The 17,167-nt window shown below is 64.6% G+C and carries 13 protein-coding genes; 6 read left to right on the top strand and 7 right to left on the bottom strand.

All coding sequences use genetic code 11. The features are described 5' to 3' along the window. Positions 1 to 338: 338 nt before the first annotated feature. Entirely contained in the window at positions 339 to 1,631 is a 1,293-nt protein-coding gene (locus tag CBW24_RS12945; RefSeq protein ID WP_088663523.1) for a DEAD/DEAH box helicase, read from the top strand. A gap of 105 nt (positions 1,632 to 1,736) precedes the next feature. On the opposite strand, the gene CBW24_RS12940 is transcribed toward CBW24_RS12945, so the two are convergent. Beyond that, a complete protein-coding gene (locus CBW24_RS12940; protein ID WP_157773224.1) occupies positions 1,737 to 3,101 on the bottom strand; it encodes a surface lipoprotein assembly modifier in 1,365 nt (454 codons plus the stop codon). An 86-nt stretch (positions 3,102 to 3,187) separates the two neighbouring features. After that, positions 3,188 to 4,273: a HupA family protein gene (locus tag CBW24_RS12935; RefSeq protein WP_198405186.1), complete on the bottom strand. Its 1,086-nt coding sequence runs from the start codon at positions 4,271 to 4,273 to the stop codon at positions 3,188 to 3,190. A 174-nt stretch (positions 4,274 to 4,447) separates the two neighbouring features. On the opposite strand from CBW24_RS12935, the gene CBW24_RS12930 reads away from it, so the two are divergent. Together CBW24_RS12930 and CBW24_RS12925 are read left to right on the top strand one after the other, a co-directional pair. Then, positions 4,448 to 6,607 (top strand): sensor histidine kinase, encoded by a 2,160-nt coding sequence (locus CBW24_RS12930; protein WP_157773220.1) that lies wholly within the window; start codon positions 4,448 to 4,450, stop codon positions 6,605 to 6,607. A gap of 13 nt (positions 6,608 to 6,620) precedes the next feature. Continuing rightward, complete coding sequence (locus CBW24_RS12925) at positions 6,621 to 7,262, top strand: response regulator transcription factor (protein ID WP_097373827.1); 642 nt, start codon at positions 6,621 to 6,623, stop codon at positions 7,260 to 7,262. A 126-nt stretch (positions 7,263 to 7,388) separates the two neighbouring features. Here CBW24_RS12925 and CBW24_RS12920 read toward each other — a convergent pair whose 3' ends face one another. The 5 genes from CBW24_RS12920 to CBW24_RS12900 form a co-directional block, all read right to left on the bottom strand. After that, positions 7,389 to 7,685 carry a hypothetical protein gene (locus CBW24_RS12920; protein ID WP_088663528.1) on the bottom strand — a complete coding sequence of 99 codons (297 nt, stop codon included), beginning with the start codon at positions 7,683 to 7,685 and terminating at the stop codon, positions 7,389 to 7,391. A 104-nt stretch (positions 7,686 to 7,789) separates the two neighbouring features. Beyond that, complete coding sequence (locus CBW24_RS12915; RefSeq protein WP_088663529.1) at positions 7,790 to 8,293, bottom strand: type III secretion system chaperone family protein; 504 nt, start codon at positions 8,291 to 8,293, stop codon at positions 7,790 to 7,792. A 246-nt stretch (positions 8,294 to 8,539) separates the two neighbouring features. Then, on the bottom strand, positions 8,540 to 9,823 hold the full coding sequence (gene arsJ, locus CBW24_RS12910) for an organoarsenical effux MFS transporter ArsJ (protein WP_269779746.1): 1,284 nt from the start codon (positions 9,821 to 9,823) through the stop codon (positions 8,540 to 8,542). Beyond that, on the bottom strand, positions 9,820 to 10,836 hold the full coding sequence (locus CBW24_RS12905; protein ID WP_097373826.1) for an ArsJ-associated glyceraldehyde-3-phosphate dehydrogenase: 1,017 nt from the start codon (positions 10,834 to 10,836) through the stop codon (positions 9,820 to 9,822). The genes arsJ and CBW24_RS12905 overlap by 4 nt, the downstream gene beginning before the upstream one ends. A gap of 367 nt (positions 10,837 to 11,203) precedes the next feature. Continuing rightward, positions 11,204 to 13,483, bottom strand: a complete 2,280-nt coding sequence (locus tag CBW24_RS12900; RefSeq protein ID WP_097373825.1) for an FdhF/YdeP family oxidoreductase — start codon at positions 13,481 to 13,483, stop codon at positions 11,204 to 11,206. Positions 13,484 to 13,726: 243 nt separating this feature from the next. On the opposite strand from CBW24_RS12900, the gene fdhD reads away from it, so the two are divergent. From fdhD to CBW24_RS12885, 3 genes are all read left to right on the top strand, one after another. After that, positions 13,727 to 14,575 carry a formate dehydrogenase accessory sulfurtransferase FdhD gene (gene fdhD, locus CBW24_RS12895; protein WP_374708969.1) on the top strand — a complete coding sequence of 283 codons (849 nt, stop codon included), beginning with the start codon at positions 13,727 to 13,729 and terminating at the stop codon, positions 14,573 to 14,575. Between the two features lie 169 nt (positions 14,576 to 14,744). Further along, positions 14,745 to 16,040: an extracellular solute-binding protein gene (locus CBW24_RS12890; RefSeq protein WP_097373824.1), complete on the top strand. Its 1,296-nt coding sequence runs from the start codon at positions 14,745 to 14,747 to the stop codon at positions 16,038 to 16,040. A gap of 152 nt (positions 16,041 to 16,192) precedes the next feature. Next, complete coding sequence (locus CBW24_RS12885) at positions 16,193 to 17,164, top strand: ABC transporter permease subunit (RefSeq protein WP_097373823.1); 972 nt, start codon at positions 16,193 to 16,195, stop codon at positions 17,162 to 17,164. Positions 17,165 to 17,167 lie beyond the last annotated feature (3 nt).

Raw genomic sequence — 17,167 nt, 5'->3', positions numbered from 1 at the left:
GAGGGAATCGGGGTCCGGTCAATGGGCTGTCGCATCAGATGGGCGGCGTAACGCTTGACTTTGTGTCCAATCAGGTCCATCTGCGCCAAAGCCTTCGCCGCACTGCCGCGTGAGCAGGCCGCCGACCGTGCCCCAATGCGGCCGACCGGCGCGACCGTCGAAAGGCCCTCCCCCAGGTTCCTCCGTCACGCAGGGGTCCTGCGCCCCGTCGGTCCATGAACAATGCGGTTCAGGACGAGCACGCGGGTGCGCCCACTGCGTCCGCACCGAAGCCCTCGGGCGGCGCGCACCTGTCATCCGGGTCCGGCGTCCGTGCCGTGTGCCCCGAAAGGATATTCATGGATTTCGACATGCTGGGCCTTGCGCCCCGGCTTCTCGCCAAGCTGCCCGAACTGGGCATCTCTGACCCGACCCCTATTCAGACGCAGGCGATTCCGCATGCGCTTAATGGCCGTGACGTGATGGGCCTTGCCCAGACCGGCACCGGCAAAACGCTGGCCTTTGGTCTGCCGCTGCTCGACGCGCTGATGAAGAACGGCTCGAAACCGGCGCCGCGCACCGTGCGTGGTCTAGTGCTGGCGCCGACACGCGAACTGGCCAAACAGATCGCCGACAACCTGAAGCCGTTCACCCATGGCACGCATCTGAAAGTCGGCATCGTCGTAGGCGGCGCAGGCATTCACGGCCAGATTCAGCGGCTGGAGCGGGGCACCGACCTGCTCGTCGCGACGCCGGGTCGTTTGATCGACCTGATTGACCGCCGCGCGGTGGATCTGTCGCAGGCGCAGTTCCTTGTGCTGGACGAAGCCGATCAGATGCTCGATCTGGGCTTTATCCATGCGCTGCGCAAAATCGCGCCGCTGCTGGCCAAGAAGCGTCAGACCATGCTGTTCTCGGCCACGATGCCCAAACAGATGGCCGAGCTGTCGTCTGCTTATCTCAACGATCCGGTTCGGGTCGAAGTGTCGCCTCCGGGCAAGGCCGCCGATAAGGTGACCCAAGAGGTCCACTTCATCGAGCAGAGCAACAAGACCGGGAAGCTGATCGACCTGCTGAAATCTCACCGCAGTGAGCTGGCGCTGGTATTTGCCCGCACGAAGCATGGCTCCGATCGGCTGATGCGCCAGATCGAGCGTGCAGGCGTTGATGCGGTCGCGATCCACGGCAACAAAAGCCAGGGCCAGCGGGAGCGGGCAATCCGCGATTTCCGCGATGGCCGGATCAAGGTGCTAGTGGCGACCGACGTGGCCGCACGCGGCATCGACATTCCGGGTGTTGCGTTCGTCTATAACTACGATCTGCCGAACGTGCCGGAAAACTATGTGCACCGCATCGGCCGGACCGCTCGGGCGGGCAAGGAAGGGCAGGCGGTCGCGCTGTGTGCCCCCGAGGAAATGGGTGATTTCCGCGCCATCGAGAAGGTGATGAAACTCTCCGTTCCGGTGGCATCCGGTCAGCCGTGGGAAGTGTCCGGCACGTCGCCCGCAGGCCGCACCCGGCGTCGCGGTGGCGGCAATGGAGGGGGCGGTCACAAGGGCGGCGCCCCGCGCGTGGGCAAACCCGCCAATAGCGGCGCGCCTTCCGGTAAGCCGCAGCGTCGGCGGCGTCGTGCCGGTGGCGGCGGTCGCTGATCGCGGCGCATATGCAGACCGTGTGTGATACAGGGTCTGCCCGGCCCTGAACATCGCCCGCCTTGCACCCTCACAGGGGCGCGAGGCGGGCTTTTTCATGCCCGCTCAGAACTCTTGGACGAAGCGTAGATCAGCCTCGGTGCGGGTCGTGTCATTGAACGCCGCGTTGGATCGCGTTCGGGTGTGGCGCAGCGAGACCTGCGGCGCAAATCCCGCCAACGTAAAATCGCGTTTGGTCACTGTGACGCCGACGCTGGTCCGGTGATCTTCGCGGGGGTCGTCGATGCCGGGGTAATCTGCGTGGTAAAGCCGGTGCGCATAGGTCGCGTCGGCATAGAGCGACAGCCCCTGTGAAAACTCCTTGAAATAGCCCAGCCCGATCCGGGCCTCGTCAAAGGAGAACCGCTCCTCCGCCTTGCGGCCCATGCTGGCGCCAGCGATGAACCGCACAAAGCTGTCGGGTCCCGAAAACCGGTCGATCTGCAATGGCAGGTCCACGAAGGCGCCGTCCTCTCCAGGGGAGTAGGGGAAAGTCTCGTCTCGATATTCCGGCCCGAAATATAGCCGCCAGCGTTCGGCAAAGCGCAGGTTTGTCTCCACCGACAGGCCAGAGTAGCGATAGGTCTGCGCGCCGTCCTTCAGCGCCGTGCCGGTCAGCACCCGCGCCAGTGCTGCGCCGTGATCGAGCCGCCGTTCCAGTCCAAACGACAGTTGCGAGGTGACGTTGGTCCGATCAATGGAGGGGTAGCGCTCCACCCGTGCCTCCAACGCGACGACGGCGGCGTGCCGCGGGTCGAGTTGTCGCCGGACGCTCGCCTCACCACCCACCGCGACGCCCAGTCCGGATTGGCGGCGCTGATCTTCGGGGATGGTGCCAACGACCGGGCCGATGGCCACGCTGTCATTGTCGGTGCCGTTGTTGACATTAGTGCTGGGCAGCAACGACAGGTAGCCGCGAAATTGCACGGGCCGCGCGGCGTCGAGCGAGCGCAGCAGCCCCGAAAGACGCCCGTCGATGCGGTCATCGACCCCGGCGGCGATAAGTTGTTCGGCCTGATAGCGGGCGCTGTCATGCAGTTGCAGACGCGCCAGCGCCCCGGTCAGCTGCACCCGGACCAGATCCAGATCCGGGCGCTGGGCGAGGATGCCGCGCCACAGACGCACCGCTTCCACGTCATTGCCCTGCGCGCTTGCGGCCAGCCCGTCGACATAGGCCACCCGCACCGCGTGATCGGGATGGTCGGGCGCATAGGCGCGGGCCAGGTGTTGAGCCTCGGCCACCCGTCCTTGGGCGATGAGCATCCGCACCGCGATTTGCAGATCCCCCGCATTGCGCAGCACCACGACCTGCCCGTCGGCCAGCATCACATGGGCGCCCGCGCCGTCACGGGCGGGCATGACCTGTAATGCTGCGGCGTCCTGCGCAGCCCCCGCAACCGGGAGCAGCGCCGCCGTGATAAGCCCGGCCATGACCCCGCGCCAGCGCGACCGGGACACCGAGCGTCCGCGGCGAAGGGGGCATGCCCCCTCCGCCTGCTTATGGCCCGGCAGCGGGGTCATTGACGGTCCCCGATATAGGAGCCGGTGGTGATCGCCGCTTCCCCGCCGATGGTGCCATCGACCGAGAACACGCCGCCCGCTGCTTCGGCATCTGCGCCCATGAAAGAGCCGATGAAATAGCTGCCGTCCACGGTGCCGTAGATGTCATTGCCACTGCCATCGACCATTCGCGCGGTGCCGCCGTCGAAATGGACGCCGTTGATGCGCGCATCGGACAGGAGGATTGCGGCATCGGTGCCCAGCCCGCCGGCTCTCCCGGCCTTGTCGATGCGGCCCTTGACCGTCCCGGCCGTGAAATCCACATCCAGCGACACATCCCCGATGACGTTAAAATCGCCCTCCGCGCCGCTGGCGATATCCTTGCCGATCACGGTATTGACGCGCGCGCCACCCTGCCGCGAATAGGTCGCGGTGGAACGGCCCGTAAGCGCGCTTTCCGGCGCGAACTTGCCGCCGTAGAACACCCCCGTCGTGGCCCGGCCCGAGGGGCTGAAGGCGTTGAGCGTGCCCGCGCCAAGCTCGACGGTAAAGAAGTCCTCGGTGCTGTCGCCATCGATATCGTCAGGCTGAAGCGAGAACGTGTCGCTGGTGGTTTCAAGATTGCCGGAACTGTCGGTAAAGACCGGCTGCCCGAGGTAGGAGGAGCCGGTGCCGTTCTGCACGCCGGGGTAGTTCTTGGACACCGTGAGCGAGGCCGTGCCGGTGCCGTTCCCGGCGATGCCCGCGGCATATTCCACATCCGCATTCCGCAAATCGAGGCTTGCGGTGACCTGATCCCGCTTCAGGTTGTTGCCTGCGTTGGAATAGGGGTAGGGCGCGGATTGATAGAGTTTGACCGGAGACGCGCCCGTTCCGGGCTGCTCGGTCAGGTCGGTCTGGTAGACGACACCGCGCATACCCACCACCTCGCCAAAGCCGGTGCCCGTGGCTGTGGGGGTGCCGCCACCGCCACCACCGCCGGAACCGCCCGACCCACCGGCGGAGCCGCCGCCCGATCCTCCGCCAGACCCGCCGCCGCCATTGCCAAGGCAGCCAGACAGGGTCATTGCCGTGCTCAACAGCAAGATCACATGAAGCTTCATTGTCTTATCCCGAAAAATTGTGAAACACCCAACTCGTCCACGGGCGGCGCCAGTCGCCACGGCGCATGTGCAGCGTTAACCAAGCCACATTTCGCGCCTATCCCCCGTTTCAGGGGGTCACAGACGCGCAAAGCTATGTTCTGATGCGGATCAGGGGTGCGTCGAGGAAGGGACATGACACCAGGTCGCGTATTGGTATCCGCCTTGTTTATGGCGCTTCTTCTGTCTGTCGGTGCGGTGCTGATGCTGCTGGGCCGTCCCTATGCTGCGGCGCCACCGGGGATGGTGCCGGTCGCGGTTGGGGATTTGACACTTACGCCCGGCGATCTGATCGAGGAGCCGGACCAACTTCCTGATTATGCCGCAATGCGCGACTTCTTCGCGCGGCAGGACACGCTTTATTCGGCGCTGACGGGCGGGGCTGAGGTGGGATTTGCTCCCGCGCCGGAAATGGCCGCCGAGATCCGGGTTCCCGCACGCCCGCGCAGGTTGGGCGACCTGCCCGCGCCGTTCTTTTTCCAACTGGGGGTTGGCGCGCTGGCGCTACTGATCGGGGCGTGGATCTTTGCGCTGCGCCCGCGGGACTGGGGGGTGCGGATGTTCGCCTTGACGGGTCTGTGCGTGCCGGTCTTTGCGATGGCGGCGGCTGTATATTCCAGCCGTTTCATCGCCCTGCCGGGGGATCTGTTCCGCGGGCTGAGCGGGGTCAATCACTTGGGGGCGGGGGTGTTCGGCATCGGGCTGGTGGGTCTGTTTCTGATGTATCCCCGGCACTTGGTGCGGCCCGTGTGGCTTTGGGTGCCGGTCGCGGTGTTCGGTATCGGTATCGCGCTGGATCTCACCCATGCGGTGCCGGTCAAGCTGCTGGACTTCATCGTCATGACGCAGACCTTGCTGGCGCTGGTGCTGGCCGTGGTGCAGTGGGTGCTGTCGCGCCGGATGCCGCTGGATCGCGCGGGGTTGCGTTATCTGGTGCTGGCCACGCTGATCGGGGTGTCATGCTTCATCGGGTTGAGCGTGATGCCCGTGGCCCTTGGCCTGTCCGAGCAAGGGCTGCTGCCGCAAGGCTATGCGTTTGGCTTCTTCCTCATCATGCATCTGGGGATCGCGATGGGGCTGGCGCGCTACCGGGTGTTCGAACTTGATCGATATGCCTATCTCGTCTGGCTGTGGCTCGGCTCCGCGATGCTCATCATTGGGCTCGACGCGCTGCTTTTGATGCTGCTGCACGACCAGCCTTGGACATCGCTCGGGCTGGCACTGCTGGTGGCGAGTTTCGTCTATTTCCCATTGCGGCAGTTTCTGTTCAGCCGGTTCGTCAGCACCCGCAGCGTCAGCCTTGCAGGGCGGATGCCGGATATCCTGCGCGTGGCGATGATGCCGATGAGCGACGGGCGCGACGGCGCGTGGGATGCGCTGCTGCGCCGGATTTGGGAGCCGCTGAGCATCGGACGGCCCGGCATGGCGGAGGCCGCAGGGGTGGACGACCCCAGCGCCCCGCATGCGGAGCGGGCAACGATCGCGGAGCAGGGGCTGGCGCTCGACCTGCCGGATTGCGCGGGCGTGGGCGGGCGGCAATTGCGCTACGCCGCGGCGGGACGGCGGCTCTTTGGCGAGGATGACAAGGCGTTGGCTGCCACCTTATGCGAACTGGTGACGATGATCCGTCAAAGCGCGGCGGCCTTCCAGCGCGGCGTCACCACCGAGCGGGACCGAATTTCGCGCGACATGCATGACAATATCGGGGCGCAGATGCTGAGCGCTCTGCATTCCAGCGATGCGGGGCGCAAGAACGAGCTTCTGCGCGATGCACTTAACGACCTGCGCGGCATCATCGATGCCGGTTTTACCGGGCAGTTCAATCTTCAGGATCTGATGGCCGATCTGCGCGGCGAGGCGATGGAGCGGCTGTCGGACCACGGCATCCGGCTGGATTGGCAACCGCTGCCGCTGCCGGACCTGCCGGTGTCGCTGGCCCATGGCAACACCCTGCGCGCGGTGATCCGAGAGGCCGTGTCCAACGTGATCCGCCACGCTCGGTGCCGCACAATGCGCATCGCGCCTGAATTGCATGGTCGCGAATTGCATCTGGTGCTGTCCGATGATGGCAGCGCCGGTGCCAGTCCGCGCCTTGGCAATGGGTTGGAAAATATGCGGGTGCGCATTTTGGCCTTGCGGGGGTCGATCTCGATTGTCGAGGCGGGGCCGGATCACGGCTTCCATATCGAGATCTTGGTGCCACTCGACTCCGCCGAACCTGCGCCTGCATCGGGGGCCGAACCGGCCGCGCCCCTGTCGCCGGGGATCGGCGCGCCACCGCCGGTCACGCCATGACGAGGGCGCGATCGTGAAGTCCGTTCTGATCCTCGAAGACAATTCCGAGTCGCGACAGTGGATTGCGGCGATCGTAACGCGGGCGTTTCCGCAGGCGCGCGTCGTGACCGAACCGCTGGTCGCCGGGGCACGGGCCGCAATCCGCAGGCAAACTTTCGATCTGGCGCTTATCGATCTGAGCCTGCCCGATGGCGACGGCCACAGCATCATTCGCCTGCTGGCGGAACTGTCCCCGCAGACCCTGTCCGTGGTTACCACGGTCATGGGATCGGACAGCGCGGTGGTGTCGGCCCTGTCGGCGGGGGCGTCGGGCTATTTGCTGAAAAGCGAAAGCGCGGAAATGGTCGAGCGCCATTTGCAACAGATAAGCCACGGCATCCCGGCGCTTTCGCCATCCATTGCCCGGCGGATCATGTCGCATTTCAGCTATACCGGCCCGGTGTCGGAGCCTGTCGCCGCCCTGACCCAGCGCGAGACCGAGGTGCTGACCCTGATCGCTCGCGGGTTGCGGGTGTCGGAAACGGCGGAGATCATGGGCATCGCGGAGTCGACCGTCGCTAGCTACATAAAATCGATCTATCGCAAATTGGGGATTTCCTGCCGGGCCGAGGCCACGTTCGAGGCCGCGCGTCTAGGGCTTCTGGGGCGGGCTTGACCTGCACGGCCCCCGTGGCAGACGCTGCGGCGAGGCAGTGAACGACCCCGCCGCATCTGCCCGATGACGCCCCCGGTTTCCCTCAAAACCGGGGGCGGTCCTCAATGACGCAATGCCCGGTGCGGCTTAGATGCCGGGGCAGTTCTTTGCCCGCGCGGCATCGCGCGCCGCGTTGATATAGGCCTGTGTCGCGGGGGCATTCATCGGGTTGATGAAGCCGGTGCGCGCGCTTGCGATTTCTTGTGCCAGCTGATCGCAGGACAGGGTGGCAAAGCGGTTGCGGTTGGCGCTGGCATTCATCTGTCCGGCCACGGCATTGCTGACCACGGCCTGTCCCATTGCACCGCCCGCGGTTCCCATACAGCCTGACAATACAGGCAGCGTCAGACAGGCGATCGTCGCGGCGTGAAATGATTTCAACATGATGGTCCCTCGTTACTCGGCCGTGGTCGGCGCCATCTAAGCGGCTGCGTCGGGCGGCGTCCCTCCCCCGAACAGGGGGGAGGCGAGGGAATGTATGGGGGCGATCAGGCCCGGCCGTAGGCTTCCGCGATGGCGATCTGCATCGCTTGCTGCGGGGTCTGGTCGCCGTAGATCACCAGTTGCAGCGCGGGGTAGTAGCGTTCCGCCGCCGTGACCGCCGCGGTAATCAGGCGGTCGATCTGCTCTGGCGAGGCGATTTGCCCCCCGTTCAACGCCAGACCGTAGCGCCACACCATCAATTGCTGTTCCGCCCAGAAGGTAAACGCCCCGGCCCAGCAGGCATCGTTGACGTGGTTCAGCGTCTCGTAAAGCGCGCCGAGCTTGTCCGTCGGGGGCTCCATCTCGAAGGTGCAGATCAGGCGCAGCGTTTCATCATAGCCGGACCACGCCAGCGTGATCGAATAGGTGCGCCACTGGCCTTCCACCGCCATTGCGATCTGGTCATCGCCGATCCGGTCGAAATCCCACGCGTGGTGTTCCGCCAAGGTCTCGACGATATCGATGGGGTGCAGATCTTCCGTTTCGAGATAGCTTTCGGAAAGCGACATGGCCGGCCTCATCTGTTTTAGTCCAAGCCGGCAAAGCGCCGCCAAGGAATAGGTGCCCGATCAAGGTCCGGCGGTGCAGTCCGCCGCCCTTACCAGATATGGTGGGCGCGGATCCGACATGTGTAAAGGAAATTTTGGCGGTCGTCCTGTGGAGAACCGCAATATCTTGTGGATAGACCAGAGAAACGGTGGGGTTGACCCAAGGTCGCCCCACCGCGCAGGCCCTGCCAAGGTCAGGATTAAATTTTAGGCGGCAGGTGCGTGAGGCTCCGCTCGCACCGACAGGCGGCTGGCGCCAAGCCAGCTGAGGCAGAGTAGCACCGCCGCTGTGCCAAGACAGGCGGGCAGGCCACCCCACTGATAGCTTGCCCCCGATAGCAGCGTGCCCAGCAGGCGCCCGGCGGCATTCGCCATGTAGTAGAACCCGACATCCATCGTCACACGGCGTGCGTCGGTGAAGGCGAGGATCAGGTAGGAATGCAGCGCCGAATTCACCGCGAACACGGCCCCGAACAGCAGAAGGGCGGCAATCAGCGTCGCGGTCAGCCACGGGGCAGGTGCGCCCGCAACGGCGACCAAAGCCGCCAGTGCGGCGGGGATGGCAATGAGCGCCGCGACCCAGTGGCGGGCATCGGCGGTAATGTCCGCCGGGCTGCGGGTGGCGGCGCGCAGTAGTTTCGGGGCCGATCCCTGCACCGCGCCATAGAGTATGGTCCAGACCGCCATGAAACTGCCAATGGTAAAGAAGGCCGTGCGATTGCCTGCCTCGCTCCCATCCGACAGCACGGCATAGAAATAGACCGGGATGCCGACCACGAACCAAACGTCCCGCGCACCGAACAAAAACACGCGGGCAAAGGATAGCCAGTTGATGTTGGGGTTCTTTGAAAAGACCTCGGTAAACTTGGCGTCCTTGCGACCGCGTGGCAGGCCCGAGGGCATTCTCCAGATGATCGCGGCAAGGATGATCGCCAGCACGGCGGCCATTGCCAGCACCGAGGCGGTGAACCCCGCCAGCGCCAGCAGGGCGGCCCCAAGCAGGAAACCTGCGCCCTTTACCGCGTTTTTCGATCCGGTCAGCAGCGCGACCCAGCGAAACAGACCGCCGGCCTCAGACGGGGCGAGCAGCTTGACCGCCGATTTGGACGACATCTTGGCCAGATCCTTGGCCACGCCCGACGCTCCCTGCACCAGCATGACGAACACAACCGACGCGCCAAGCGACCATGCCGGGTCCAGTTGGGTCAGGGCGAGTAGAGCCACGATCTGCAACGACAGCCCGGCATACAGGGTCGAGGTCAGCCCGAACCGCGCCGCAATCCACCCTGCGCAGAGGTTGGTGACAATCCCTGCAATCTCATACAGCACAAACAGGTAGGCCAGTTGCACGGGCGAGAAGCCCAGCGTGTGGAAATGCAGCAGCACCAGCATCCGCAATGCGCCGTCCGACAGCATGAACGCCCAATAGGCGGCGGTGACAGCGATATAGGCGGCAAGCCCTTCGCGCGGGGCCGTGGCGGCCGGAGTCACGGGTGCGCCTCGGTCAGCCGGGCGCCGACCATCAAGGCCACGTCGACCAGCCGGTTGGCGTAGCCCCATTCGTTGTCATACCACGCGTAGATTTTCACCTGCGTGCCGTCGACGACCATCGTCGAGGGCGCGTCGATGATCGCGCTGCGCGGGTCGTTGGTGTAGTCGCATGACACCAGTGGCCGGGTCTCGTAGCCAAGGATGCCCGACAGCGGGCCATCCGCCGCAGCGGCAGCGAAGAGGGCGTTGACCTCTTCGACGCTGGTCGGGCGCTCCACCTCGAACACGCAGTCGGTGAGCGAGGCGTTGAGCAGAGGCACCCGCACCGCATGGCCGTTCAGCTTCCCCTTGAGTTCGGGATAGATCAGCGTGATCGCGGTGGCGCTGCCCGTCGTCGTGGGGATCAGCGAATTGAGCGCCGAACGCGCGCGCCGCAGGTCCTTGGCCGGGCGGTCGACGATGGTTTGCGTGTTGGTGACGTCATGAATCGTCGTGATCATCCCGTGACGGATGCCGAGAGCCTCATGGATGACCTTCACCACCGGGGCGAGGCAGTTCGTGGTGCAGCTTGCCGCTGTGACGATCTGGTGTTGCGCGGGGTCGTAGCTGTCGTCGTTGACGCCCATGACGACATTGGCCGTAGGCCCGTCCTTGACCGGGGCGGAAACGATGACCTTCCTCACGCCCGCGTCGAAATAGGGCTGCAAGGCCGCTTCTGATTTGAACTTTCCGGTGCAGTCGATCACCACATCCACCCCCTCAAGAGGCAGCGCGTCGAGCGTCTTTTCCCGCAGGACCGGCAGCCGCGTGCCATCAATCGTCAGGCTCTCGGCGTCATGGGAAAAGGTCGCGGGCCAGCGCCCGTGCACTGTGTCGAATTCCAGCAGATGCGCATGCATGGCCGGGTCGCCGACCGCGTCGTTGATCCATGCGATCTGCGCGCCGCGTTCCAGCAGGGGCCGCATGGCAAGTTTGCCCATCCGGCCAAGGCCATTGAGTGCGTAGGTGGTCATCGGGTTTGGTGCTCGCTGCGATAGGACGAAGAAGGGCTGAGATTTCGATACTTCGCGAATAGTCGATATGGCGAGGCAGGTCAATCCCGGGGGAGGGGTGCCATGGGGATGTGACAGGGAGATGACAGGGCAGAACTGAGGAGTTGCGCGCACCCGCCCCCGACCAAGCGAGGCGCGCGGGCAAGCGCCTGCGCGGCCTCGCGGGCTGGGGCATGGCGACCCTTCGCTGAAACTCAGATCGGGGAGGGGCTTGGTTGGGATAAGGCGCGCCGTTCAATCGTGGCAGCGCCACCCCTCATGCAGGCTCGCGGTGCACACGGACCGATGGAAATTTCCCCTCCGTGCAAGCGCGCCGATCCCTCTAAATCTATCCTTTCACGATCCGCACCGGGACGGCTTTGGACGCCGGGGTTTTCGACAGTTCATCGCCATGACCCATCTGCACCAGCACGTTGCATTCGGGATAGTAGGAGCCGACCGTGCCGCGCGGCAGCTTGAACTCGATCACGCTGAGCCCGCCCAGTCGCCGCGCCACGCCGTCGCCCGCGTCGCTTTCCAGCGCCACGGTATCGCCGTGTGACAGCCCGGCATCGGCCATGTCCTCGGCGTTCATCAGCAGCACGTCGCGCGTGCCCTCGATCCCGCGGAAACGGTCGGAATAGCCATAAATCGTCGTGTTGAACTGGTCATTGGACCGCATGGTCAGCAGCCGATAGCGCCCCGGCGCATCCTCGAAATCCAGGGCGTTTAGCTTCCCCGGCACGGTGAATTCGGCGCGCCCGCTTTCGGTTTTCCACACCCGGTCATGGGCGGGATTGCCGCGCCAGAAGCCGCCCGGCCTGTGCATACGGGTGTTATAGTCGCGAAAATCGTCAGGATAGGTCGCCTCGATCAGGTTGCGCACCAGACCGTAATCGCCGGTCCACTCGTCCCAGCGCAGTTTGGGGTTGGGCGCAGTGGCGGCCTTGGCGATGGCGGCGGTGATCGCAAGCTCGGATTTGAGGTCGGGCGAGGCAGGCGCGCGATGCCCGATCGAGCCGTGGATCATCGAGAAGCTGTCCTCGATGGTGATGGTCTGGTTGCCGGTGGCTTGCTCGTCGATCTCAGAACGCGCCAGGCAGGGCAGGATATAGGCGGCCTTGCCGGGGTATAGATGACTGCGGTTGAGCTTAGTGGAGATCATCACCGTCAGTTCCTGATCGCGCCAGCTGCGTTCCAGCCGCTCGGTATCCGGCAGCGCGCGCATCAGGTTGCCGCCCAGGCACAGCGTCGCCTTGATCCGTCCGTCGATCACACCCTGTGCGGCATCGACGACATGGGTGCCGTCCTTCTGCGGAGGCTCGAAATCGAACAGTTCGCGCAGCTTGTCCATAGGGATCAGCTTGGCCTTCTCCGCAATGCCGACCGTGCGCTGGCCTTGCACATTGGAATGGCCCCGCACCGGGCAGCAGCCCGCGCCGGGCCGCCCGATATTGCCGCGCAGCAGCAGCAGGTTAACCAACATGCCGATATTCCACGCGCCATGGGATTGCTGTGTCAGGCCCATGCCGTAGACGCCGATGACCCGCTCGGCCTCCATGTAGACCTGCGCCGCGTCCCGCAGGGCCTGCTCAGTCAGGCCGCATTCCGTGGTGACGGCGTCCCATGATGTGTCGCGGGCGAACTGGATGAACCGATCAAAATCATGGGTGTGTTTTTCGATGAAGGGCCAGTCGATCACCGCCTTGCGACCTTCGGCCTGCGCGGCATCGTCGGCCTCGATCACCGCCTTGCAGAGCCCAAGGATGGCCGCGATGTCGGTGCCGCCCTTCAACTGGTGATACTGGTCGGAAATGGTGATTTCCTCGCCCGTCAGCATCGCTTTCGGGTTTTGCGGATCGACAAAGGAAATCAGACCCTGTTCGCGCACCGGGTTGAAGGTGACGATCTTCGCGCCGCGCTCCTTTGCTTCCTTTAGCGGGTGCAGGAACCGGGGCGAATTGGTGCCGGGGTTCTGGCCGAAGAAGAAATAGCAGTCGGTCTTGTCGAGATCCTCCCAGATCACGGTGCCGACGGAGGAGCCGATGACCTTCTTCAGCCCGACGCTTGTTGTCTCGTGGCACATGTTCGACGATTGCGGCAGGTTGTTATTGCCATAGGCTCGCGCCATCAGCGCCCACAGGTAGGACGCCTCCAGCCCGGCATGACCGGAGGAGTAGAACACCACGTCTTCGCGCGGGAGCGGCTGGAGCGCCGCGCCGATTTCCGCAAACGCGGTGTCCCAGTCGATCGCGACATACCGGTCCGTCGCGGGATCGTATTTCATGGGCGCGGTCAGTCGACCTGTGCATTCCAGTTCGTGATCGGTCCATGCCAGCAGGTCGCTGACGGTGTGGTCCTCCCAGAACTCGGGCGTGCAGCGATCATTGGTGTTCTCCCACAGCGTCGCCTTGGCCCCGTTTTCGCAGAATTCGAACGGTTTGTAATTTGCAGGCTTGGGCCACGCGCAGGACGAGCACATGAAGCCGCGCGGTTTATTCTGGCGGCGCAGCGTGTCGAGCGTGCCCAGCGAGGGATGGCTTTCGCGGGTGATGCGGACGATGCTGCGCAGCGATCCCCAGCCGCCGGCGGGGCCGGAGGTCAGGGGGAGGTCTTCCTTCTTGGGCATGGGATCGTCCTTTATGCAGCTCGTCTTGCGCGGGGCCCTCGCGAGGGCATGGGCCTGCCGCAGGCTTGCCTTATGTCTTAGCCGGGCAGGCCGTCAGATCAAGCCGGTGCAGCCGGAACCCGCCGCCCGCGATTGGATGCCCGGCATGGCGCGGCTATACTGCGCCTTGCATCACACGAATGACCAGTGCGGGCAGGGCAGGGGCCTGCGCCCATCTGCCACAGACCATAAAAGGATGCCTTCGTGACCGTCATCTCCGACCCTTCCGCACCGTCCTTTCCAGCGACACAGGCCGATGCGCCCTATCGGCGGCTGGACGCGGCGGGAATGAGCGGGACGGCGGCGCGCATCTTGGCCGAGGAGGTTCCGGTCGCGATCACCTGCAATGGCTCGACCCAAGCGGTGATGATGGCGACCCCCGCGGACCTGACCGATTTCGCCTTTGGATTTGCACTGAGCGAGGGGTTCGTGACGGCGCTCGATCAGATCGAGGAGCACGAGCTTGTCGTTCACGACACCGGGGTCGAGGCGCGGCTGTGGCTCGCGGAGGATCGCGCGGCCGCGCTGGGCGCGCGGCGGCGGGCAATGGCGGGGCCGGTGGGCTGCGGGCTATGCGGCATCGACAGCCTGCAACAGGCCCTCCGCGATCTGCCCCGCGTCGCCGCGCCTGATCTGCGCTTTGCCCCGGATGAATTGACCGCCGCGACCGAGGCGCTGCGCCGCCACCAGCCGCTGCATGACCAGACGGGCGCGGTGCATGCGGCAGGGTTTCTGCGCCCCGGACAGGGCATCGCGATGGCGCGCGAGGATGTCGGACGCCACAACGCGCTTGATAAGCTCATCGGCGCGCTGGCCCGGGCCGGAGAACCCGCAGCGGCGGGGGCCGTGGTCATGACAAGCCGCCTGTCGGTCGAACTGATCCAGAAATGCGCCATCGCGGGTGCGGGTGTCATTGTGGCCGTCTCCGCGCCCACGCGCATGGCGCTCGACACCGCCGAGGCCGCGGGCATCACCGTCGTGGCCGGGGTCCGCAACGGTCATGGGCAGGTCTATACCCACCCGTGGCGGGTGGCGGGGGCGGGCGGCCTCTGACCGCCAGCGGCGGGCACAGGACAGCGCCACGCTGCGCCGGCGCGCAGGTCTACGCGACGTCAGCCCGGATCGCGCGGCGCTCCACCAAACTGTCGCGAAACCGAAATCAAACTGTCATGTGACAGGCGTAGCGGTCGCCTTGAAATTCTCATCTGGAAGGACAAGGGACATGTTCAAGTCAGCATCGGCCACGATCGCGTTTTCGCTTATGGCCAGCACCGCGATGGCACAGACCAGCATCAGTTGGTGGCACGGCATGGGCGGCCGCAACGGCGAAGTCATCAACGAGATCTCCCAGCAGTTCAACGCCGCGCAGGACGCCTGTAGCCTGACGCCGATCTCCAAGGGCACCTATGAGGAAGCCCTGTCCTCCGGCATCGCCGCGTTCCGGTCGGGCGAACAGCCCAACATCCTGCAGGTCTTCGATGCCGGTGCCGCGACGATCATTTCCGCCAAGGGCGCGACGGTCGCAGCCGAGGATCTGATCCTCGACGCCGGGCAGGAGTTCAACCGCGACGATTTCATCGCAGGCGTTCGTAACTTCTACGCCGACAGCGACGGGAAGTTCATCGGCATGCCGTTCAACTCCTCCGCGCCGATCATGTATTACAACACCGCCGCCTTCGAAGAGGCCGGTGTCGAGCCGCCGAAGACTTGGGAAGATTTCGAAGCCATCGCGCCCAAGCTGCGCGATGCAGGCTACATCCCCATGACCGCGTCGCAGCTGACATGGATGATGGTCGAAAACTTCAAATCGCGGAACAACCAGCAGTTCGCCACCAACAACAACGGCTACGACGCCGTCGACGGCACCGAGCTGATGGTGAATGACGAAAACACCGTCATGATGTTCGAGAAGCTGAAAGCATGGGCTGACGAGGGGCTCTATGGCTTCTACGGCGCTGGCTGGGCCGATAACCTCAAGCCATTTGAGGAAGGCAAAGCAGCAACGTGGATCGGCTCCTCCGGCAGCTTCGGCGGCCTGCAAAGCTCCGCTGATTTTGATTTCGACGCGGTGTTCATGCCCTATTGGGACGCCATCGAAGGCGCGGGCACGCAGTCCTTCATCGGCGGGGCCGCCCTGTTCGCGATGGCGGGCAAGTCGGACGAGGAAAACGCCTGCACCGCGGAGTTCTTCAGCTTCCTGACCTCCCCTGAAACGCAGGTCTACTGGCACAAGAACACCGGCTACGTCCCGGTGACCGAAGCGGCCTACGAATTGGCGAAATCCGAAGGCTACTATGACGAGCAGCCGGTGGCCGAGATCGGCATTCAGCAGTTGATGCTGGACACGGGCGATTGGTCGAAGGGCTATCGCTTGGGCTTCTACCCGCAGATCCGCTCGGTCATGGAACGCGAATTCAACCGCATCTTCTCGGGCGATGTTGCCGTGCAGGATGCGTTCGATGCGATCCAAAGCGAAGGTGACGATCTTCTGGCGCGCTTTGCCAAGACGGCGAACTAAGCGCAGACCTGATCCATGCGGGGTTCCGGGCCATGCGCCCGGAGCCCCGTCGCAGTTCTGAAACCGCCTTGGATTGGCACTGCCGCCATCCTCCCCTGACAGCCCTCGCGCGCAGTAACCTGCGCCCGCGCCCCTCGCAGGAGCCAGCACCCGTGACCGACACGCCCCTTAGCGTTCTGGAGGCCGAACGCTCCCTGATGCATCGTCTGCGCCGCTGGTGGACCGGCACGCCCGCCATCCCGGTCAAGCGGGTTCAGTTCGACCGCCCGCTGACCCCGTGGCTGTTCGTGCTGCCGCAAATGGCGGTGGTGGTGATCTTCTTCTACTGGCCATCCGTGCAGGCGGTGACGTCCTCTTTCTATATCGAAGATCCGTTCGGCTTCGGCGCGACCTTTGTGGGCACCGAGAATTACCGCGACGCACTCAGCAGTCGCGAATATCGCAATACCGCGCTGTTCACCGCGTTCTTTTGCGGGGTGGTAACGGTGCTGGCGCTGGCCATCGGTCTGCTGCTGGCGGTGAAGGCCGACAAGGTGATCCGCGGAGCCGAAAGCTACAAGACCCTGCTGATATCGGTCTATGCGATTGCGCCGCCCGTCGCCGGGCTGATCGGCATGATGTTTTTCGACATGCATATCGGCCCCTTCACCCGGCTGGCGGAGTGGCTGGGCTACGATCTGCGTGTCGGGATCGATTACTGGGATACGGCGATCGCGCTGATCACCATCTCGGTCTGGAAGCAGATCCCCTACAATTTCATCTTCTTCCTGTCGGGGCTGCAATCGGTTCCGGGCGCGGTGCGCGAGGCGGCCTTGATCGACGCGCGCTCCGGCTGGCGCCGGTTTTGCGACGTGACCCTGCCGCTGCTCGCGCCGACCGCGTTCTTCCTGCTTATCATCAACATCACCTACACGATGTTCGACACCTTCCCGATCATCGACGTGATCGTGAAAGACAAGCCCGCCAACAACCCGATGACACTGGTCTACAAGGTCTATCTCGACGGGTTCAAAGGCAACGACATCGGCGGCTCCTCCGCCCAGTCGGTGATCTTGATGGTCGTGGTCGCGGCGCTGACGGTGCTGCAATTCCGCTTCCTCGAACGCCGGGTGCATTACGGGTAGACC

The organism is Pacificitalea manganoxidans, assembly GCF_002504165.1.
In the GTDB taxonomy this organism is placed as follows: Bacteria; Pseudomonadota; Alphaproteobacteria; order Rhodobacterales; family Rhodobacteraceae; genus Pacificitalea; species Pacificitalea manganoxidans.
The sequence above is the reverse complement of the archived record's forward strand: the minus strand, read 5'-3'. Positions and strand labels throughout refer to the sequence as shown.

Excerpts from the sequence above, each read along its gene's own strand:
- CBW24_RS12935 (WP_198405186.1), bottom strand. The coding sequence starts at position 4,273 with ATGAAGCTTCATGTGATCTTGCTGTTGAGCACGGCAATGACCCTGTCT.
- CBW24_RS12900 (WP_097373825.1), bottom strand. The coding sequence starts at position 13,483 with ATGCCCAAGAAGGAAGACCTCCCCCTGACCTCCGGCCCCGCCGGCGGC.
- CBW24_RS12920 (WP_088663528.1), bottom strand. The coding sequence starts at position 7,685 with ATGTTGAAATCATTTCACGCCGCGACGATCGCCTGTCTGACGCTGCCT.
- CBW24_RS12915 (WP_088663529.1), bottom strand. The coding sequence starts at position 8,293 with ATGTCGCTTTCCGAAAGCTATCTCGAAACGGAAGATCTGCACCCCATC.
- CBW24_RS12890 (WP_097373824.1), top strand. The coding sequence starts at position 14,745 with ATGTTCAAGTCAGCATCGGCCACGATCGCGTTTTCGCTTATGGCCAGC.
- CBW24_RS12945 (WP_088663523.1), top strand. The coding sequence starts at position 339 with ATGGATTTCGACATGCTGGGCCTTGCGCCCCGGCTTCTCGCCAAGCTG.
- CBW24_RS12905 (WP_097373826.1), bottom strand. The coding sequence starts at position 10,836 with ATGACCACCTACGCACTCAATGGCCTTGGCCGGATGGGCAAACTTGCC.
- CBW24_RS12940 (WP_157773224.1), bottom strand. The coding sequence starts at position 3,101 with ATGGCCGGGCTTATCACGGCGGCGCTGCTCCCGGTTGCGGGGGCTGCG.
- CBW24_RS12930 (WP_157773220.1), top strand. The coding sequence starts at position 4,448 with ATGACACCAGGTCGCGTATTGGTATCCGCCTTGTTTATGGCGCTTCTT.